Origin of the sequence: Mesorhizobium sp. M1169 (assembly GCF_040318345.1) — a bacterium.
Taxonomy (GTDB): Bacteria; Pseudomonadota; Alphaproteobacteria; order Rhizobiales; family Rhizobiaceae; genus Mesorhizobium.
This window is the reverse complement of the sequence record NZ_JAMYME010000048.1, coordinates 1-19780: the sequence shown is the minus strand read 5'-3', so window position 1 is coordinate 19780 and position 19780 is coordinate 1. Positions and strand designations below refer to the sequence as shown.

At 63.1% G+C, this 19780-nt stretch carries 19 protein-coding genes; 10 read left to right on the top strand and 9 right to left on the bottom strand.

The window, feature by feature from the left end:
* Positions 1–29 precede the first annotated feature (29 nt).
* From NKH41_RS29545 to NKH41_RS29535, 3 genes are all read left to right on the top strand, one after another.
* Positions 30–1694 carry a Na/Pi cotransporter family protein gene (locus tag NKH41_RS29545; RefSeq protein ID WP_352772049.1) on the top strand — a complete coding sequence of 555 codons (1665 nt, stop codon included), beginning with the start codon at positions 30–32 and terminating at the stop codon, positions 1692–1694.
* Positions 1695–1826: 132 nt separating this feature from the next.
* The gene (locus NKH41_RS29540; RefSeq protein WP_292658743.1) at positions 1827–2036 is read left to right on the top strand and encodes a DUF2061 domain-containing protein; all 210 of its coding nucleotides are present in this window, start codon (positions 1827–1829) and stop codon (positions 2034–2036) included.
* Between the two features lie 127 nt (positions 2037–2163).
* Positions 2164–3345 (top strand): MFS transporter, encoded by a 1182-nt coding sequence (locus tag NKH41_RS29535; RefSeq protein WP_352772051.1) that lies wholly within the window; start codon positions 2164–2166, stop codon positions 3343–3345.
* Between the two features lie 2 nt (positions 3346–3347).
* On the opposite strand, the gene NKH41_RS29530 is transcribed toward NKH41_RS29535, so the two are convergent.
* Positions 3348–3905 carry a GNAT family N-acetyltransferase gene (locus tag NKH41_RS29530; protein ID WP_352772052.1) on the bottom strand — a complete coding sequence of 186 codons (558 nt, stop codon included), beginning with the start codon at positions 3903–3905 and terminating at the stop codon, positions 3348–3350.
* Positions 3906–3961: 56 nt separating this feature from the next.
* Entirely contained in the window at positions 3962–4411 is a 450-nt protein-coding gene (locus tag NKH41_RS29525; RefSeq protein WP_352772053.1) for a GatB/YqeY domain-containing protein, read from the bottom strand.
* A gap of 319 nt (positions 4412–4730) precedes the next feature.
* On the opposite strand from NKH41_RS29525, the gene carA reads away from it, so the two are divergent.
* Positions 4731–5948 carry a glutamine-hydrolyzing carbamoyl-phosphate synthase small subunit gene (gene carA, locus NKH41_RS29520; protein WP_352772054.1) on the top strand — a complete coding sequence of 406 codons (1218 nt, stop codon included), beginning with the start codon at positions 4731–4733 and terminating at the stop codon, positions 5946–5948.
* Positions 5949–6003: 55 nt separating this feature from the next.
* On the opposite strand, the gene NKH41_RS29515 is transcribed toward carA, so the two are convergent.
* The 3 genes from NKH41_RS29515 to mntR all read right to left on the bottom strand — a co-directional run bounded on the left by NKH41_RS29515 (position 6004) and on the right by mntR (position 9016).
* Entirely contained in the window at positions 6004–7272 is a 1269-nt protein-coding gene (locus NKH41_RS29515; protein WP_352772056.1) for a TCR/Tet family MFS transporter, read from the bottom strand.
* A gap of 150 nt (positions 7273–7422) precedes the next feature.
* The gene (gene ypfJ, locus NKH41_RS29510) at positions 7423–8337 is read right to left on the bottom strand and encodes a KPN_02809 family neutral zinc metallopeptidase (RefSeq protein WP_352683608.1); all 915 of its coding nucleotides are present in this window, start codon (positions 8335–8337) and stop codon (positions 7423–7425) included.
* Positions 8338–8560: 223 nt separating this feature from the next.
* Positions 8561–9016, bottom strand: coding sequence for a manganese-binding transcriptional regulator MntR (gene mntR / locus NKH41_RS29505; protein WP_023678308.1), 456 nt, complete (start codon positions 9014–9016; stop codon positions 8561–8563).
* Positions 9017–9251: 235 nt separating this feature from the next.
* On the opposite strand from mntR, the gene NKH41_RS29500 reads away from it, so the two are divergent.
* Entirely contained in the window at positions 9252–10619 is a 1368-nt protein-coding gene (locus NKH41_RS29500; protein ID WP_352772057.1) for an Nramp family divalent metal transporter, read from the top strand.
* A 151-nt stretch (positions 10620–10770) separates the two neighbouring features.
* Positions 10771–11424: a dihydrofolate reductase family protein gene (locus tag NKH41_RS29495; protein WP_352772058.1), complete on the top strand. Its 654-nt coding sequence runs from the start codon at positions 10771–10773 to the stop codon at positions 11422–11424.
* A 53-nt stretch (positions 11425–11477) separates the two neighbouring features.
* Here NKH41_RS29495 and NKH41_RS29490 read toward each other — a convergent pair whose 3' ends face one another.
* Positions 11478–12347, bottom strand: a complete 870-nt coding sequence (locus NKH41_RS29490) for a LysR family transcriptional regulator (RefSeq protein ID WP_352567932.1) — start codon at positions 12345–12347, stop codon at positions 11478–11480.
* Between the two features lie 92 nt (positions 12348–12439).
* Between NKH41_RS29490 and NKH41_RS29485 the strand changes: the two genes are divergently transcribed.
* A complete protein-coding gene (locus NKH41_RS29485) occupies positions 12440–13039 on the top strand; it encodes a LysE family translocator (protein WP_352772060.1) in 600 nt (199 codons plus the stop codon).
* 18 nt (positions 13040–13057) lie between these two features.
* Here NKH41_RS29485 and NKH41_RS29480 read toward each other — a convergent pair whose 3' ends face one another.
* Together NKH41_RS29480 and NKH41_RS29475 are read right to left on the bottom strand one after the other, a co-directional pair.
* Positions 13058–13375 carry a hypothetical protein gene (locus NKH41_RS29480; protein WP_352772061.1) on the bottom strand — a complete coding sequence of 106 codons (318 nt, stop codon included), beginning with the start codon at positions 13373–13375 and terminating at the stop codon, positions 13058–13060.
* Positions 13372–14550 (bottom strand): MFS transporter, encoded by a 1179-nt coding sequence (locus NKH41_RS29475; protein WP_352772062.1) that lies wholly within the window; start codon positions 14548–14550, stop codon positions 13372–13374. Before NKH41_RS29475 ends, NKH41_RS29480 begins: the two co-directional genes overlap by 4 nt.
* A 193-nt stretch (positions 14551–14743) precedes the next feature.
* Between NKH41_RS29475 and NKH41_RS29470 the strand changes: the two genes are divergently transcribed.
* Both NKH41_RS29470 and NKH41_RS29465 read left to right on the top strand, forming a co-directional pair.
* Entirely contained in the window at positions 14744–15100 is a 357-nt protein-coding gene (locus NKH41_RS29470; RefSeq protein WP_023719360.1) for an ArsR/SmtB family transcription factor, read from the top strand.
* Between the two features lie 94 nt (positions 15101–15194).
* Positions 15195–15941 carry a metallophosphoesterase family protein gene (locus NKH41_RS29465; RefSeq protein WP_352772064.1) on the top strand — a complete coding sequence of 249 codons (747 nt, stop codon included), beginning with the start codon at positions 15195–15197 and terminating at the stop codon, positions 15939–15941.
* A gap of 106 nt (positions 15942–16047) precedes the next feature.
* Here NKH41_RS29465 and NKH41_RS29460 read toward each other — a convergent pair whose 3' ends face one another.
* The gene (locus NKH41_RS29460) at positions 16048–18489 is read right to left on the bottom strand and encodes a DNA/RNA non-specific endonuclease (protein ID WP_352772066.1); all 2442 of its coding nucleotides are present in this window, start codon (positions 18487–18489) and stop codon (positions 16048–16050) included.
* 263 nt (positions 18490–18752) lie between these two features.
* On the opposite strand from NKH41_RS29460, the gene NKH41_RS29455 reads away from it, so the two are divergent.
* Positions 18753–19643 (top strand): SH3 domain-containing protein, encoded by an 891-nt coding sequence (locus NKH41_RS29455; RefSeq protein ID WP_352772068.1) that lies wholly within the window; start codon positions 18753–18755, stop codon positions 19641–19643.
* Positions 19644–19780: the final 137 nt, after the last annotated feature.

The following is a 19780-nucleotide window of genomic DNA, read 5'->3' as shown; positions in this document are numbered from 1 at the left end:
CTGGCACCTGTCGCGTTGCGGGGCCTGGCATGAGTGGCTCGGTCGTCTTGCTGCACCTGGCCGGTGCGGTCGCACTGATGCTGTTTGCCACCCGTCTGGTGAAGACCGGCGTCGAGCGCGCCTATGGCGATGTGCTGCGCCACAAACTGCGCGCCACGATGCGCAATCCGTTCATGGCGGTTCTGGCCGGCTGCGGCCTGGCTGTCGCGCTGCAAAGCTCGACCGCCGTCACCTTGCTGGTCGGCTCATTCGCCGGCTCCGGTATTGTCAGCGGCATGTCGGGCCAGCTTGCGGTGCGCGGCGCCGAGATCGGCTCGGCACTGGTGGTCAAGCTGCTCACCTTCGATCTGTCGCTGCTGGTACCGATCTGCCTAGTCGCCGGCACCGTCATGTTCATGGCCACCGAGCGGCGCGACTGGCGCCAGTTCGGCCGCATCCTGGTCGGCATCGGCCTGCTGCTTCTGTCGCTGGAGATGATCGGCCAGGCGTCGGAGCCGCTGCGCCAGAGCACGCTGATGCCGCTCATCGTCGATTACTTCTCCGGCGATCCGGTCACCGCCTATCTTCTGGCGGCGGTGATCACCTGGCTGTTCCATTCCTCGATCGCCGCGGTGCTGCTGATGGTGACGCTGGCCGGCCGCGGCTTCATCCCGCCCGAACTCGGTATCGTGCTGGTGCTGGGTGTCAATCTCGGCTCTTCGATCATCGCGCCGCTTCTAACCCGCAACGCAGAACCCGGCGTTCGTATCGTGCCGATCGGCAATCTCCTGATGCGCGGCATGGGTTCGCTGATCATGCTGATCCTGTTCCTGACGTTCAAACCGCCGGTCGCCTTCTTGGGCAGCACGGTGCCCGAGCAGATCGTCAATGCCCACATTGACTTCAACATCCTGATCCTGATCGCCGGCCTACCGCTGGCGCGCCTGGTCTATCGCGCCTCGGAAAGGATCGTGGCGTTGGGCACCAAGCCCCAGGCCGCCAACGCGCTCGACGTCGTCGAGCTTTCGGCGCTCAACGAAAGTGCGCTCGACGTGCCGAGCCAGGCATTGGCCAACGCCACCCGCGAGGTGGTGCGGGTCTGCGAAACGGTCGAGATCATGCTGAAACGGATCATCGAGCTCTATGAGAGCGCCGATGCCGACAAGATCGGCGCGTTGGCCGCACTCGACGACCGTGTCGACAGGAAGCACGCTGCGATCAAGCTCTATCTGGCCAGGGTCACCAAGAACCCGCTGAGCGAGGACGAGGCGCTGCGTTGCCAGGAGCTGATCGGCGCCTGCGTCAAGCTGGAGCAGGTCGGCGACATCATCGTGCGCAACATGCTGGTCCACGTGAAGAAGAAATTCGAGCGTGGGCTGGAGTTCACGCCGGAAGGCTGGCGTGAGCTTTGCGCCTTCCATGCCTTGGTGCTTGCCAATGCCAGGCTTGCCTTCAACGTGCTGGTGTCCCGCGATCCGGAGACCGCTCGCCAGTTGGTGCTGGAAAAGGACCGGCTGCGCGACCGCGAGAAGGAAACCAGCCAGAGCCATTTCGTGCGGCTGCGCGACGGCACCGCCAAGAGTGTCGAGACCAGTTCCATCCATCTCGACACCATTCGCGACCTCAAGCAGATCAACTCGCTGCTCGCCTCGATGGCCTATCCCGTTCTTGAAGAGCGTGGCCTGCTCACCGGTTCGCGGCTGAAGGCCGGATAGATTGCATCCACAGGCCGGGAAGCTTCAGAACATCGCCTATGAAAATTGCTGTGGGCCAATGCGCAGAAATTATCTTTGCGCCACCTCCTGTCTGTCGGCTAAAGATCGCCGCATCTACCGGAAGGAAAGTCGATGGACACCCATTCTCGCAGCTTCGCCAAAGCGCTTTCCTGGCGCATCACCGGCACCATCGATACGATGATCATTTCGCTCGTCGTGACCGGAAGCATTAAGCTCGCCGCTGCCATCGGCCTGACCGAGGTCGTCACCAAGTCGCTGCTCTACTATCTTCACGAACGTGCGTGGCTGAAAATTCCTTACGGGAGGAAGGCAGCCGCCTAGCTCTTGCCTCCGCGCGGACGCCTGACCGGCGATCAAGAAAAGCTAAAGCGGCGTCGACAATTTCTGGATTGCCCGCTGCCCTCATCCGTGGTTTGAGGCGACCTTACCCGAGGATCGCCTTTCCGCCATGCTCCCCCTCATTGCCCTGTTCATTGCCGCCTTCGCCTTCGGCACCACCGAATTCGTCATCGCCGGCGTGCTGCCGCAGGTGGCGGAGGGCCTTGGCGTCGCGATCCCGACCGCCGGCTATCTCGTTTCCGGCTATGCCGGCGGCATTGCAGTCGGCGGCCCGCTGCTGGCGCTCGCCACCAAAAGCTTCTCCCGCAAGGCCCTGCTGCTTGGACTGACTGCAGCCTTCACCATCGGCCAGGCCGCCTGTGCGCTGGCGCCCGACTTCGCCTCGATGCTGCTGTTGCGGATAGCGGTGGCCGTGGCGCATGGCGCCTATTTCGGCGTTGCCATGGTGGTGGCCGTCGGCCTCGTGCGCGAAGACCAGCGCGGCATGGCGGTGGCGCTGATCCTGTCCGGCCTCACCGTATCGAACGTAATCGGCGTTCCGGCCGGCACGGCAATCGGCAACATCTGGGGATGGCGTGCGACATTCTGGGTGATGTGCGCGCTCGGTGTGGTGGCCTTCACGGCAATCGGCGCCCTGCTGCCGCGCAAGACGGGATCGTCGAGCCCGTCGGCGAGCCTTGGAAGCGAGGTCCGCGTGCTCGCACGCCAGCAGGTCTGGACCTCGCTCATTATTATGCTGATGCTGATGATCGGCCAGTTCGGCCTGTTCACCTACATCACGCCGACGCTGCTTGAGGTCACAGGCCTCGACGAGAAATGGATACCTTGGGTGCTCTTGCTCAATGGGGTCGGCGCAACGATCGGCGTCTTCGTCGGCGGGCGGCTCGCCGACTGGAAGCTGATGCCGTCGCTCATCGCCATGCTTTTCCTACAGGCGGCAATGCTCGCCTTGATCTACGCTGTCAGCCCTTACCCGCTGCCGATGGTGATAGCGATCTTCGTCTGGGGCGGCCTCAACTTTGCCATCGGCACGCCGATCCAGACCCGCATCCTGACCTGGACCGCGGACGCCTCCAACCTTGCCTCGTCGCTCATCCCGTCGGGCTTCAATGTCGGCATCGCGCTCGCCGCATCGCTCGGCGCGGCGATGCTCAATGCCGGCTATGGCTATCGCAGCCTGCCGGTGGTTGGCGCGATCGCCATGCTGGTCGCGGTCGCGGTTGCGCTTGCCTCGCATGTCTGGGAATGGCGAAGCCGGGCTGCGCCGCCGCTGCCGGCTGCCGCCGAATAGGGCTACAGATCGATCCGGTAGCGCAGGCTTTCCGCGCCGCCATAGGCGGCGTCCTCGAAGAAACGCCCGACCAGCCGGCCGCCATTGGCCAGAACGACCTTCTGCGAGGGCACATTGTGAGGCTTGCAGGTGATTTCGACGAAGGGCAGGCCAACCGCCCTCGCCTCCACCAGCATCAGCCGCAGCGCCTCGGTCGCATAGCCGCGTCCCCGTTTCCACGGCACCACCGCATAGCCGATGTGGCCGAGCACATGCGACGGCAGCGACGCGGTGCCGTGCTGCCAGCGCAGGCCGATTGAGCCTGCGACTTCCCCGTCCCAGATCCAGCGCCGGAATCCGGGCAGCCGCGGCACCGTCGAACCGTCGGGCAAGGTGATCGGCGGTCCCTTGCCATCGGAATCGTCGAGATCGCCAAGGAAAGTCGCTGGATCCTTTTCGATAGCCGCAAGCTGCTCGCGCGTCGCGTCGAGCAGCCGCACATTGTCCGGCGACCAGCCGCGCTCGAGGGCCGCCTTGTAGGACGGCAGGTGTTCAAGCACCGGTTTGACGAGTTCGATCACGGGCGCAAGCTTTTGGCTGCCGGATTGCGGGCGCGACGGCAAGGGCCTTCGGCAGCTTACTGCAGCAGGCTCTTGACGATGCCGCTCGCCTTGGAGAAATCCATCTGGCCGGCGTATTTTTCCTTGAGCGCCGCCATCACCTTGCCCATGTCCTTGACGCCGCTGGCACCAGTCTCGGCGATGGCGGAACGGACGGCGCTTTCCGTCTCGGCCTGGCCCAGCTGCGTCGGCAGGAAGTCGCGGATGATGGTCATCTCGTCGCGCTCCTGCGCTGCAAGCTCCGGCCGCTTGCCGTCATCGAACGCCTTGGCCGATTCTTCGCGCTGCTTCACCATCTTGGCCAGGATCTGCAGGATCTCGTCATCGCTCGCCGGCTCCTTGCCGGCGCCGCGATTGGCGATGTCGCGATCATGGATGGCCGCCTGGATCAGCCGCAATGTCGGCAGCCGCCGCTTGTCCTGCGACTTCATCGCGCTCTTCAGGGATTCGGCGATTTTGCCTCGCATGGTGCTTTCTCCTTCGAATGCGGCGGACAATAGTCATGCCGATAGCTCAAGGCAAACTCGATAGCGTCCGGCAAACCGCTGATATTATTCGACGAAATAAATCTAGGCTCGCACGGCGCGGCATCATTGACCGCCTTGGCGCCTTCCCCTATGTACTGGGCCTTGCATGAATTGAATTCTAGTGCACGTCGCCCAAAAATGCGTAGCGGTTTTGGGCAACGACAGGCACAAATGAAAACCTAGCGCGCCGAGGCTGTGAGATCGCCGCTTCGCGCCTTTTGTTGCGCCGACTGAGGGCGCAACCTTTAGGAGTGCCGCCATGGCTACGATGACAGCCGCGTCGACCCCCCCTTGGACCAGCGAGAGGCCGACAGCCCTGCTGGTGCTGGCCGACGGCACTGTCATAGAGGGCCGCGGTCTGGGCGCCGCCGGCTTCGCCGTCGCCGAGGTCTGCTTCAACACCGCGCTGACCGGCTACCAGGAGATACTCACCGACCCATCCTATGCCGGCCAGATCGTCACTTTCACCTTTCCGCATATCGGCAATATCGGCACCAATGACGAAGACATCGAGGACCTCAACCCGCTGGCCCGCGCCGGCGCCGTCGGCGCCGTGTTCAAGGCCGATGTCACCAACCCGTCGAATTACCGCGCCGGAACCGGTCTCGACCAGTGGCTGAAGAAGCGCGGCATCGTCGCACTTTCAGGCATCGACACGCGGGCGCTGACCGCGCTGATCCGCGAAAAGGGCATGCCCAATGCCGTCATCGCGCACGCGCCCGACGGTATCTTCGATGTCAATGACCTCAAGCGCCGCGCCGCCGCATGGTCAGGGCTTATCGGGCTTGATCTCGCCAAGGAGGTGACCTCCGGCCAGTCCTCGGTCTGGCGCGAGACGCCGTGGGTCTGGAACGAGGGCTTTGGCGAACAGGCTGATCCGTCGATGCACGTCGTTGCCGTCGACTACGGCGTCAAGCGCAACATATTGCGCCTGCTGGCCGGCCTCGGCGCCAAGGTCACTGTGGTGCCGGCAAAAACCGGCGCCGAGGAGATCCTGGCGATGCGGCCCGACGGCATTTTTCTATCCAACGGCCCTGGCGATCCGGAAGCCACCGGCGACTACGCCGTTCCGGTCATCCAGGATCTGTTGAAGACCGAAATCCCGCTTTTCGGCATCTGCCTCGGCCACCAGATGCTGGCGCTGGCGCTGGGCGGCAAGACCGCAAAAATGCATCAGGGTCACCACGGCGCCAATCATCCGGTCAAGGACCACACCACCGGCAAGGTCGAGATCGTCTCGATGAACCATGGCTTTGCCGTCGACGCCGACTCATTGCCGAGCGGTGTCGAGGAAACCCATGTCTCGCTGTTCGACGGTTCGAATTGCGGCATTGCGCTCACCGGCAGACCGGTCTTCTCGGTCCAGCATCATCCCGAAGCCTCGCCCGGCCCGCAGGATTCGCACTATCTGTTTCGCCGCTTCGTCAACTTGATCCGCGAAAAGCGCGGCGAGCCGGCACTGGCCGAGCGTCTTTAGCGCATTGCGTAAAAACGGATTTGACTGACGGCGCCGGCCGGGCTCCCGGCGCCGATCAAGCCCCGTCCGTCACGGCTTCCCGCGCGTGCATGCGTTTGACTTCCTTCGGCGTCGGCTTGGCCACCCTGGTGACGAAGACGACGAGCGCCAGCGTGAGGAAAATCGCGCCGAGCAGATAGGGGGCACCGCCGAAAACCACGGGCGCGTTCGGGCCCGTGAACCAGGAAAAGATCGCCGTATAAAGCAGCGGTGTGATGATTGAGGTGATCGAGAAGATCGAGGTCATTGCGCCTTGGAGTTCGCCCTGGGCGGAAGGTGGCACCTTGGCGGCCGCCAGGCTTCTGAGCGGCGGGTCGGCCAACGCCTCGAGACATCCGACGACGATCACTGCATAGATCATCCAGCCTTGTGACGCGAAGGCGTAGCCGAAGGCGCTGAGTGCGGTAAATGCCAGACCGATTACCACCGTCTTCCACTCGCCGAGCTTAGGGATCACGCGCGGCAGAACTGTCGCCATGACAATCGCCCCGCACAGGCCGAAAGCGCCGAGCGAGAAGCCGATCTGTTGTTCGCTCCAGCCATAGCGATAACTGGAGACGAACGACCAGACCGCAGGATACATCATGTGCCCCAGCGTCATCAGAAAGAAGACAAGTCCGATCCAGCCGATACCTTCGTAGTTGCGCATCTGGACGAGCGTGCCGACCGGGTTCGCGCGTTTCCACTCGAAGCGGCGACGGTGCTTGTTATCAAGTGTTTCCGGCAACAGAAACAGCGCGATCAGAAAGTTTGCGAAAGCAAGCCCGGCAGCGAAATAGAACGGCACACGCGGCCCGAACGTGCCGAGCAACCCGCCCAGAACCGGCCCTATGACGAAGCCGACGCCGAAAGCAATGCCGAGCAGCCCGAAATTCTTCGCACGATTTTCGTCGGTCGAGATATCGGCAATGAATGCCGATGTCGTGGAATAACTGGCGCCGGAAATGCCGGCCAGCACGCGGCCGATGAACAGCATCGGATAGGACCAGGCGATAGCGCAGATCAGATTGTCGATAGCGAACGTCAGCACCGAGGCAAGCAGGATAGGCCGCCGCCCGAACCGGTCGCTCAACCCGCCCATCACTGGTGCGAAAACGAACTGCATCGCCGCATAGACGAAGAACAGCCAGCCGCCCTCGATAGCCGCCTCGCTGATGCCGACGCCGGTCAATTCCCTGAGATAGGCCGGCAGCACCGGCATAATGATGCCGAAGCCAATGATGTCGAGCAGCAGGGTGGTGAAAACAAGCGCAAGGCCCCGCCTGGCGGTTTTGGGGTCTATCATGATGGTATCTCCTCGGGCCGCCCAAGCTAACGGGAACACACCTTATAGGCGAGCACATCGCTGGGAACAATGAGGGAACGGGCAGAGTGCTTTCATCCTGACATCCCCTGACTGCGATCCAGTCTCTCGGATTTCGAGAAAACCGTCGGCTCAGATCGGGTTGTTGAACGTGTCGCAGTCCGAAAGCTTGCCGTTCTGGAAGCCTCGCGCCAGCCAGGTCTGCCGCTGCTGCGACGTGCCGTGGTTGAAGCTTTCCGGCACGACGTAGCCCTGCATCTTCTTCTGCAGCGTGTCGTCGCCAATCTGCTTGGCGGCGTTCAGTGCCTCCGCCATGTCGCCCTGTTCCAAGATGCCTTTCTGACCGGTGAAATGCGCCCAGATGCCGGCAAAGCAGTCGGCCTGCAACTCGACCTGCACCGACATGTGGTTGGCGTCCGCTTCGCCCATGCTCTGCCGCATCTGGTTGAATTTGGGCAGGATGCCGACGAGGTTCTGCACATGGTGGCCGACCTCATGCGCGATCACATAGGCCTGTGCGAAATCGCCCGAGGCACCGAACTGCTGATCGAGCTGCTGGAAGAAGGTGGTGTCGAGATAGACTTTGCGATCGTTGGGACAGTAGAATGGTCCGGCCGCTGACGAGGCAGAGCCGCAAGCAGAGCCGATCCGTCCGCTGAACAGGACCAGTTTTGGATCTTGATAGGTCAGGCCCTCGGACTGAAAAATACCGGTCCACGTGTCCTCGGTCTCGGCCAGCACAGTCGACACGAACTGCTTCATCTCGTCGGAGGCGGGCGCACCGGTGCCGCCGCCTTGCGCACCGCTATTGTCGGTGATCTGACCGCCGCCGGGCTGCAAGCCGCTGTTATCGAGGATCTGACTCGGGTCGAAGCCGAAATACCACCCTGCCAGGAAAATCAACCCTACGATGATAATGCCCGACATGCCGCCGCCCGCGCGACCGCCGATCGGGATGCGAAACTGCCCCGGCCCGCCGCCAAGCCCGCCGCTCTGGCCGCGCTCGTCCTCGACATTGTCACTCTGACGACGGCCCTTCCAGAGCATGGCAACCCCCGTGATGCAATTTTCCGGCCGATCGGGCCGTGTCCCGGTTCGATCGGACACGACAACAATTATCTCAACGGTTACGCCAAGTCACAGTATTTTTCGTGCGAACAAGCAATGCTTGCTGACGCTTGCCTGCTCTGGCCGAGACATCGCAAGGTCTGTGCCGTTCACCCTGCTCGTGGGAAGCGAGTCGCGCGAAGAGATACGCTGGCCGTGCTTTTCAGCGGGCGGCGATTATTGCCTTGCGAAAGGCTTCGAGCGTCTCGGCGCTGACATGATGCTCGATGCCCTCGGCGTCGATGCGCGCCGTCTCGGCGCTGACCCCGAGCGAGCGCAGGAAGGCCTCGACCGTCTGGTGGCGAATGCGGCTCTCTTCCGCAACCTTGCGGCCGGCATCGGTCAGGAACACGCCGCGATAAGGCTTCCGGGAGACCAGCCCGTCGGCGCACAGCCGCGTCAGCATTTTCGCGACCGTCGGCTGAGCGACGCCGAGCCGTGCCGCGATATCGACCTGGCGCGCCTCGTTGCCATCCTCGATCAGGTCGGCGATGAGCTCGACATAATCCTCGACCAGCGCGCTGCGGCGCGCTTCACGCGTCTGCCTGAAGCCTTCCGAGTGGATTTCTGCGTCAGGCAGCGGCTTTTCGCGAGGAACCGGTCTTTTCTTCAGCGCCAATACGCGCTCCTCCCGGCAGTTTGAATCGACATTGCGGTCATAACACGGAACCCTATTGGTTCTGGCCGTTTATTTCCATTCGGTGGCCGGCGCAACCGGCGTTCACTGCCGTTCAGGCCGCACGCCAAGCGGCCACAAGAAAAAGCTCAGACAATGAAATATAGCATATTGCATAATGTTCAGCCGTGGCATAGATAAGGAGACAACATCGATCGTTCCAGTGGAAAGCCATTTCATGTCGGAAGCCGAAGCCACCTCAGCCCCCCGGTCCACGTGGCGATTTGCCCGCCCGGAGGACGACGAGCAGCCCAGCCTTCGCGAAGTCAACGCAACGATCGCGGTGCCGCACTCGGGGATCTGGCTTCGCCGGCTGTTCGCCTTCATGGGGCCGGGCTACATGGTTTCGGTCGGCTATATGGATCCGGGCAATTGGGCGACCGACCTCGCCGGCGGGGCCCAATTCGGCTACACGCTGCTTTTCATCATCATGTTGTCGAACCTGATGGCGATCCTGCTGCAGGCACTCGCCGCCCGGCTCGGCATCGCCACCGGCCGCGACCTTGCGCAGGCGTGCCGCGCCTATTATCCGCGACCGGTCAATTTCATGCTATGGGTCGCTTGCGAACTGGCCATCATCGCCTGCGACCTGGCCGAGGTCATTGGCACAGCGATCGCCTTGCAACTGCTGTTCGGCATTCCGCTGATAGGCGGCGCCATCATCACCGCGCTTGATGCCTTCCTGCTGCTGTTGCTGATGAACAAGGGCTTCCGTTTCCTCGAGGCCTTCATCATAGCGCTTTTGATTATCATCTTCGGCTGCTTCGCCATCCAGATCTTTGCCGCCGCCCCGCCGGTCGGCTCCATCCTGCATGCGATGTTCGTGCCGTCGTCCGAGATCGTCACCAATCCGGCCATGCTCTACATCGCCATCGGCATCATCGGCGCCACGGTGATGCCGCACAATCTCTATCTGCATTCCTCGATCGTGCAGACCCGCGCCTATGAGCGCACCGATCGCGGCAAGCGCGACGCCATCAAATGGGCGACGACCGACTCGACCATCGCGCTGATACTGGCGTTGTTCGTCAATGCTTCCATCCTGATCGTGTCGGCGGTGGCGTTCCACGGCACCGGTCATCATGACGTTGCCGAGATCGGCCAGGCCTTCGAGCTTCTGTCGCCGCTGCTTGGCCTCGGCATCGCTTCCATCCTGTTTGCCGTAGCGCTGCTCGCCTCCGGCCTGAACTCGACGGTGACGGCGACGCTCGCCGGCCAGATCGTGATGGAAGGGTTCTTGCGGCTGCGCATCCCGCAATGGGCGCGCCGCCTGCTGACGCGCGGCATCGCCATCATTCCGGTGGTGGTGGTCACCGCGCTCTATGGCGAGAAGGGAACCGGTCAGTTGCTGGTCTTCAGCCAGGTAATCCTGTCGATGCAGCTCCCCTTCGCTGTCGTACCGCTGGTGCAGTTCGTCTCGGACAAGCGCAAGATGGGCAATTTTGCCATTTCCCGCGCCGTCGCCGTGCTGGCCTGGGTGGTTGCCGCGCTCATCCTGGTGCTCAACTTCAAGCTGCTCTACGATACGGTCGTTGGCTTGGGCTGAGCGTTCTCGGCTCCAAGCTGAGACGATAAGGTCGGCAGTCACCTGCCCCCGGTCCTAGAAATTTGCCGGCCGCTGTCGGACAAATGTCCGTTCGCCCGTCCTTGGCTCGAACTCCGGCCATGACGGCACGGACCAGGGAAAGGGAGCTCCAATGAGGAAGATCATCGCCGCAACATTCGTCAGCCTCGACGGCGTCATGCAGGCGCCCGGCGGCCCGCAAGAGGACCCTGTCGGCGGCTTCGAATTCGGCGGCTGGACGTTTCACTACTGGGACGATGTGATGGGCGCCGCGATGGGCGAGACGTTTTCAAAACCGTTCGCGCTGCTTCTCGGCCGCAAGACTTACGACATCTTCGCCGCCCACTGGCCTTATCAGAAGAATGATCCGATCGCCGACATCTTCAACGCCGTCACCAAATATGTGGCGACGCACAGGCCGGATTCGCTGTCCTGGCAAAACAGCCAGGCGCTCGGCAGCGATGTCGCGGCGACGTTGCGCCGGATGAAGCAGGAGGACGGCCCCGACCTGCTCATCCAGGGATCGAGCGAGCTGATCCAGACCTTGCTCGCCAATGACCTGATCGACGAGATCAGCTTGCTGACCTTCCCGCTGGTGCTGGGCAAGGGCAAAAAACTGTTCGGCAGCGGCACGATACCTGCGGCCTTCAAGCTGACCCGTTCGCAGGCATCGACCACCGGCGTCCTCATGGCGAGCTATGAACGCTCCGGCGAGATCAAGACCGGGTCATTTGCCACTGAGCAGCCGTCCGAAGCCGAGATCGAGCGGCGCAGGAACTGGAAGTAGATGCCGCGGGGCGATCAAGGACGGCTAAACACTGGCCGTCCTTTTTGCTGTTTTTAAGCCGCCTCTCGTCGTCCTGCCAACCCATCGCGGAGGTGGCCCGCGAATGCCAGTGCAGCCGGCGCGACGTCGTGCTTCGGCAAATGCAGATTGATCGAAAAATTCGGCAATGACGGCAGCTCCGGATCGTTGGCCAAAATGTCGAGGTCGACAGGCACGGTCGACGCCAACCAGGTGGTGACGGCCAAGTCCGAACGCACTGTCGCCGTCGTCGCGTCAATGCTGCCGTTTTCGAATACGGTGCGCCATTCCAGCCCATGCTCGTTAAGCGCCTCCAGCACCACCGGGCGGAACGCACAGGTCTCGGCGACCATCGAAACCGGCAAGGGCCGCTTGCCGCGGGCGGCGCCGCCTTTGGCGCCGACCCAGACCAGCCGGTCGACAACAAGGCATTCGCCGGCCGACCGACCGATCGGCTCCTCGATCACCGCGAGTTCTATCGTGCCGGTCGCCAAGGCTGCGGCCAACTCTGGCGACGAAGCACAGACAAGCGAGATCTCGACCTGCGGATAGGCCTCGGCATAGGCCTTCAGCACCGGCGCAAGCAAGGTGCCGACAAGGTCGTACGGCACGCCGAGCCGCACCTGACCGGCAACCGCATCGCCCGCCATCTCCGCCAAGATCTCGTCATTGAGGGAAAGCAGGCGCTTGCCCTTGCCGAACAATCGCTCGCCGGAGCGGGTCAATCGCAATCCGCGCCGATCGCGATCGAACAGGCTGCAGCCGAGAACCTCTTCCAAACGCTTGATCTGCTGGCTGACGGCACCTTGCGTCAAATGCAGCGCGTTGGCCGCCGCCGTCATGCTGGCCTTGTCGGCAACGGTGACGAAGGTTCGGACCAGGGCAGTATCGAGGTTGCGGAGCATCCGGCTATTATATTTGCTAATGCGTGTCATAGCAAACATTGCATTTACTGATGAGCCGAACAGCCTACCGTGCAGGCTTCAAAGGAAGCAGCATGTTTGAACCTGTCCTTCCCCTCGTCCTGTTCGCGCTGGTCTCAACCTCAACGCCCGGCATGGCCACGACCTTGTCGACGGCGTCCGGCGCGCAGTTCGGCTTTCGCCGCTCTATCCCGCTGATGGCCGGGAGTGCGGCCGGCCTGGCCACGGTGGCTGCGGCAGGTGCTGCCGGGCTCGCCGGTCTGCTGGCCGCCGCTCCTTCGCTGCAACTGGCAATGAAAATGGCCGGTACCCTCTATCTGACGTGGCTTGCCCTCAAGATCGGCCGCAGCGGTCCGCCCAATCTGGACGTGGCCATGGCAAAGCCGAACAGCTTTTTGGGCGGCGCCGGCCTGCAATGGATGAACCCAAAGGGCTGGGCCATGGGGCTGGGAGCGGCGGCATCCTTTGCCGGGCTCGCCAACGGGCCGCTGCAGCTCGCCGTGCTGCTCGGCACGGTCTTCGGCCTTGCAGCGGCCCTCTCGCTGGCGGCGTGGTGCGTGGCGGGCACGCTGCTCGCCCGGTTGCTGCGAACCGAGCGGCAGTGGCGCATGCTCAACGCCGTCCTTGGCCTGCTGCTGGCCGCCTCGATCATTCCGATGTGGCGGACAGCGTAAGGTCAGTCTTTAGCCATGTCAGGCAGCGTAACGCGCCGCCGGCTTGCCCGCCAGAAGACTGCCGAAGAAGCCTTGCGGACGCGAAGAAAGGCACCCCCCGGCAATATCGGCAAGACCCGGTGCCGTGAATGCTTCACCCTTTGCCAGGCCAACCAGCGCTGCATCGACCAGATCGTCGGCGGTCATGACGATTTCTTGCGGAACGTCGGCGAGGTCGCTTCCGGCAACTTCCCAGAATTCGGCGCTGGACGAAATCGCCGCGCTCGATTTTGACGTACCGCCAGCCGCGAGTTGAATTATCGGCGGCCGGCAGCCAAGCTCCACTGACAGCCTCATTCGGCCGGCATCGCTACCGGACGCGCCGCCAGATGGCCCGCCAGCACCACGCCCAGACCGATGATCGGGAACGCCGCCGCGACCACGCCGAGGTCGGCCGGTGCGCCATAGCGCAGCACAGCGGCGCCGACCACGGCACCCAGTGCCACGCCGAGATAGAGCGCCGAAGCGTTCAGCGATAGCACGATGGGCGCGGCATCGGGCGCCAGCTTGATGATGCGGCTGGCCTGCGCCGGCGGGAACGCCCAGCCGACGATGCCCCACGGCACCATCATGGCCATGAGCGCCGGCCCGGCGATCTCGCGCGGCAGAAACATCGGGATCAGCGAAAACGTGACCAGCATGGCGGCACTCAGCGCCAGCGACCAGCAGACGGTGCGCGTCGCGCCGAAACGGTCGGCGGCCTGACCGCCGCCGATATTGCCGATGACCGCGCCAATGCCAAAGGCGAGCAGCATTCCGGGAAGCGCGATCGGGTTCAGTCCACCGCCTTCCATGGCGAGCGGCGCGACAAAGGCAAAGACGGTGAAGGCGCCGATCAGCGCCAGGATCGTCGTCACCAGGATAGGCATGACGCCGGGGCGAAGTGCCGCTGCAAGCCGCATCCGGAGCGGCAGCCTGGTGCCGACGATGCCGCGCGGCAGCCGGTACCACAGGATCGCGCCGGCGAGCGCACCAAGGCCGGCGATGGCAAAGAAGGTGCCGCGCCAGCCGGCAACCGTCGCAACGAGCGCGCCGAGCGGTGCTCCGACCGCGACCGCAACCGTAGTGCCGCCGACGACCACGGCAATGGCGCGGGCGCGGTGATGATCGTCGACAAGCGCAACGGCCGTTCCCTGTGCGGTCGCCGCGAACAAGCCTGATGACAGCGCCATGACGATGCGCGCGATCAACAGCAATTCGAAGGAGGAGCTTAGCGCCGCGGCGACGTTGCCCAACACGAAGAACACCAGCGTCCACAGGATGACGCGGCGCCGGTCCCATTCGCCGGTCAGCGTTGCCAGGATCGGCGTGCCGATCGCATAGGCGAGCGCAAACGCGGTGATCAGCGTGCCGGCGAGCGGAACGGAGATGGCGGCATCCTTTGCAATGTCGGGCAAAAGGCTGGAGATGACGAAACCTTCGGTCGAAATCGTGAACGATCCGAGCGCAAGCCAGATGAGGCGCTTATCCATGGCAATTTCCTTAGTTCAAAGGTTATTGAACAATTGGACATAACAGGGCATGATGTCAATAAAGCCGCTGCAAAATAGCCGAACCATCCTGACAGCCCGGTGTCAGGACGGGGCGACGGAACGAAACTATGTGTCCATTAGCCACGAGAGGAGATGCGTTGAAATCGGCTCCGAATGTGCTTAATTCCTGGGCATGACCTTGCCCCATCCCACCGCCGACCAGATCAGCCTGCCGAACGTGCTTGCCGTGCTCGGCGACCCGACGCGACTGGCCATCGTGCGCTATCTCGCCAGCAAAGAGGGCGTTCCGCTGAATTGCAGCCGGTTCCTCGATCTCTGCTCGAAGACCAATCTGAGCTACCATTTGGCCAAGCTGCGTGAGGCCGGCGTCACCCGCACCGAGGCGGTTGGAACCAGCCGGCTGATCACGCTGCGCCGTGACGATCTCGACCGCCGCTTCCCGGGCCTGCTCGACAGCGTGATTGCCGCGGCCGGCGACGACGCATCGTTGCCGGCGGTTGGCGGCCACGAGATCGAAGTCCGCGCCTGAACGACCCGAAGCTGGGTTCCGCTCTCGCCCGCTTCGCGAGACGAGCAAACTAGCTTCACCTGCCCTCCAGCCATTCCAATTAACGGAGCCTGCCATGCGCATTGCCGTCCTCGCCGACATCCACGGCAATGTCCTGGCGCTCGACGCCGTGCTCGATGATCTGCGGCAGCGCGGCGGCGCCGACCTCATCGTCAATCTCGGCGATTGCGTTTCCGGCCCGCTCTGGCCGCGCGAGACCATGGAGCGGCTCGAGACGCTCGACCTGCCGACGGTGCGCGGCAACCACGACCGCCGCGTTGCCCGCGACACCGCCGACGAGACCATGTGGCCGTCCGACCGCTACGCGCAGGAACGGCTGACCGCAGGCCAGCGCGAGGCGCTGTTCGCGCTGCCCCTCACGCTGGAAGTCGCGCCCGGCATACTCGCCTTCCATGCCCGGCCCGACCACGACGAAAAATACCTGACTGACGCGATCGTCGACGGCCGGCTGGTGCGCGCGCCGCTGGTCGCAATCCAGCGGCGCCTCGGCGCGATCGATCCCGCCTGCCGCATCATGCTTTGCGGCCACAGCCATCGCAGCGAGCTGGTCCGCATTCCCGGCGGTCAGGTCATCTTCAACCCGGGCAGCATCGGCTGCCCGGCCTATCACGATGATACGCCGCCGGCGCATGTCTCCGAGCAGGGCTCGCCGCACGCCAGCTACGGCATCGTCGACTTGCACCCCGACAGTTTCGAAGCCATCGCCGTCGATTATGACCACGAGGCGGCGGCGCGCCAGGCCGAGCAGGCGGGACGGCCCGAATGGGCTCACGCGCTGCGCACCGGCTTCATGCCGGGCTGAGCTTGCTCATCCCAGGCTGAGCTTGCTCATCCCAGGCTGAGCTTGCTCATGCCTAGCTGAACGGATGACCGCCTTCGAGCGGCAGAAGTCGCGACCGGTCCAATCTTCAGTCGTCAGACGCCGATCGCTTCGATCGCTTGGCAGGACGTCGGGCGCTGGCCGCCGAAGTCTTGGACGCCGAAGTCTTGGACGTCGAAGTCTTGGACGTCGAAGTCTTGGTCGCCGAAGCCTTTGGCCGTGACGTCTTGGGCGCCAGTTGCGTTGGGTTGAAAGTCTGTGCTGGGGCGGATTCGGAACCGGCCCGAATGTCGGCGTCGCGCAGCTGCTGGCCAAAGTTCAGGCCGGTCAGCTCTTCAATCTCGGCCACCGTCGAAAGGAACTCCGATACCCTGGCAATTTCAAGCGGGTCATCGAATGCCTCGGCACGCTCGCCGAACGCTTCGGGCATCACTTCCAAAACCGGCTTCTGGTCCGCCAGCAGCGCGATGGCGCGCAGGCCAGCTTGATCGGACCACAGCGCTATCTTCCAGAACTTCAGCGGAACATGGCTGTCGAAGCGGTAGGGAGGATCGTCCTCGCCGAACACTGGCCCGGCAAACACCGTGACACGGCCTCGCGTCGTATAGGCGTTGCGCAGCACATAGGTTTCTACCGCGCGCCATCTCAACTTCCCCTTGGAGCCGGGATGGTTAAGCGAGCTTCCTTGATTGAAGAAGCCGACTTGCGGCGCAGCATTGGTATAAAAGAACGTGTCGCGTTCTGCCGCGACCGCCTCCTGATCGACGCCCCATGCGGGGTCGCCGCGAAGTGTAATATGGCCCTTCTGGAACATTCGAGCGATTCGTTCCTTGGATTTTGCGACGGGAAATCCAGGCACATTCTGGCTCGAATAGAATTCCTGGGTCATCTGCTCGCCAAGATCGATGCGCCGATCCGGCCGGAAAGCATCGCTGGCTTCCGAACCGGAAATCGACTCCACCCCCAATTCGAGAAGCGACGGGTTGTCGATGACCGTCTTGTCCTCACGATTGACCGCCTTGGTGCGGGATCCATCGATATTGCAGGCGGTGACGAAGGCAAGCCTGCGATCGGCGTTCATCAAGATCGAAAAATGATGGTAGCGCAATTCGTGTGGGTCCTCTCCCGGTTTGGCAAGAAGGTTTTTGGCCAACCGGTAGGGTGAATTGGCAACCGTCGGCATTGCCAGGACAAAGCCCGGTATGAAGCCGGGCTCATACCCTCCACGATCGTCGAAATCCTCTGTTTTCCAACCCGCGGCCTCGGCGATGGCCACCTTCCCGGGTTCGCTTGCCGGGCCTTTGCCGTCGTTTCGTCTCGCATCGCCTCCGTCGCGGTCGATCAGCGGCGCCCGGACATTTATCTCGACGGGAAAAGTCCAGGTGACCGAGCCATCGGCATTGTGTCTCGTCGCCGGCGGATTGCGATCCGGTTCCGACCGCTGCACCGGCTTGTCCGGCACATCTTCGCGAATATCGGCGTTCAGCCGAACTGTCTCGTCCATCATGCGCGGCATGCCGGCCCAAATCGCCAGAGCTTGCGAAACCGCCGATGCCGAGGAGCCCGGCAGCTTGGACTTTCTAGCACCCAGATGGTCAACGATGGCGCTGATCCGTATGCCTTCGTTGATCTCGCGCGCAAGCGCATAGCCACCTATGCCCGTCACCTCGTGGAACGGGCCGGCCCAATGGTGCAGGGCGATAGGTTCCCATTCATTGTTGAAGACCGGGGATCCGGAAGAACCCTGTTCGGTGTCGGCGACATAGTGCAGGACTTGTACCGTTTCGTCGCGGGCCACCAGCCGGTTTTCACGCAACACCAGTTCCTTGAAGCGGCCATCGGGATGCTGGACGATGTTGGCGATTTCGCCGAGCATATGCTTGTCGCGCGCATCCGACAGCGAGATAAAACCGAACTCCCCCAGTTCCTTTGGGCCGGAACGCCGCTCGCCAACCCCGATCAGCGTAAAGTCCAGACCCTCTATGCTATCGCTCACGAAACAGGATTCGGGATCGAACAGGAACGTCGTCGGCGTACGCACGGCATTTGCACCGTCCTGCTCATAATCGAACTGGACCTGGAAGCGCCGGGAATCCGCCGGCGACGAAATCACATGGTTGTTTGTGAGGAACAGCCTTGGCCCGACCAGAAAACCCGATCCTTGTGGATTGCCGTTGAGAAAGGCAACGCGGCCAACCGCATCGGCAGCACGGCGCCCACGCTCGAGGAATGCGACCCCGATGAAATCGAGCGTTGGGCCGAGAATTGCCTCCGGCCCCGGCTGCTTGGCGGCGGCCTTCCTTTCCCCGGCAGACCTCATGTCGATCGCTGCCGATATCATCTCCGCTTCGGTGCGGCTGAGCGATGCCTTTACCTGCAACCTGTCGAGCCGCCTGGAGAGGGTCTGTTCGGCGGCCAGCGGATTGCCGTTGGCGATGTGACCAAGTGAAGCCTCAATCTCGGCGCGCGTTTTCTTGATACGCTGGCGAACTATGTTTTCCACCTGCGCAAATATTTCAAGGTCGACCATCTTGCCCTCCTCAACCTTACTTGAGAGAGTGCATATTTACATGAAATGTGCAATATTTTGCCGGCTGTTAGTTCACGGAAGTGGCCTGGTCGCGATTCAACACGCGGCACCGTTTCGGGCTTACACAGCGCCGTCTCGTCGCCTATAAAAACCGGCTGGCGTGCGATGGCGCTTTCGTGCCTGGCCGCGCATTCGGCAATTGAACCTACCGCCCATGGCAGATGATTAGGCGCACAGTAACACTCCCGACGACGCTGCTTGCGGTGATCGCCGCTCCGCTGATGCTGGCGGAGTTGCCGGCCAACGGCCAGGAGCCGGAGCCCATCGTCTCGATTGTGACGGGTCTCGCTCCGGATGACCTCCTGAACGTGCGCGCCACGGCGTCGGCCATGGGCAAGATCGAGGCGCGGCTGCCGAGTGGTTCGAGCGTGAAAAATCTCGGCTGCGGCGACGTCAGCGGCTACAAATGGTGCAAGGTTGAAGACATTGATGACCCGAAGATGAGCGGATGGGCGCCCGCACGCTACCTCGACCCTATCAATCCCCGGCAAGTGACACCGCAGGTGGCGGCCAGTGCGGAGAACCCTGCGCCTCAGCCGCTGCCCGACCTGACAACGCGCCTCGGCGCGACCGCTCCCGAAACGCCGCTGAATTCCCCTGACGCGATCGGCAGGGTGGCGATCGAGGATGCTTACCGCCTGGCCCTGGCCGGTGGAAACCCCACGACTGGACAGGTTGATGGATCGCCGCCCGCGGCAGTGGGTCCCGTCCAGAATTTCGGCGCGGCCAACGCGGCGCCCCCGGCCGACGCACAGACCGTTGCGCGGCTTCAGCCGCCGGGGACACCGGTACCCGGTGCCGGCAACGCCATCCCCTGTGCGCGCTATCTCGGCCAGCCGATGACCAGCTGCAAGGCAGGCGTGGTGCGCACCGGCGACAAGACCGACGTGACCGTGACCTGGCCCGATGGCGGCACGCGCATCATCAGCTTCAAGGCCGGCAAGCCGGCCGGTGCGGACGCACCCGGCGAATTCCGCTTCACCCGCGAGGGCAGCCTGAACATGATCCGCGTCGGTGCTTCCGAACGCTTCGAGATTACGGACGCTTTGGCGTTGGGGGATAGTGGTAAGGGGAATAAGGCAGTAGGGCAGTAGGGCAATATGTTTAAAGGGCGCTCGAACCTCTGCCCTACTGCCCTACTGCCCTACTGCCCTACTGCCCTACTGCCCTACTGCCCTACTGCGCTACTGCCCTACTGCACTTCTGCCCTACAGCCATAATGCCCTAAAGC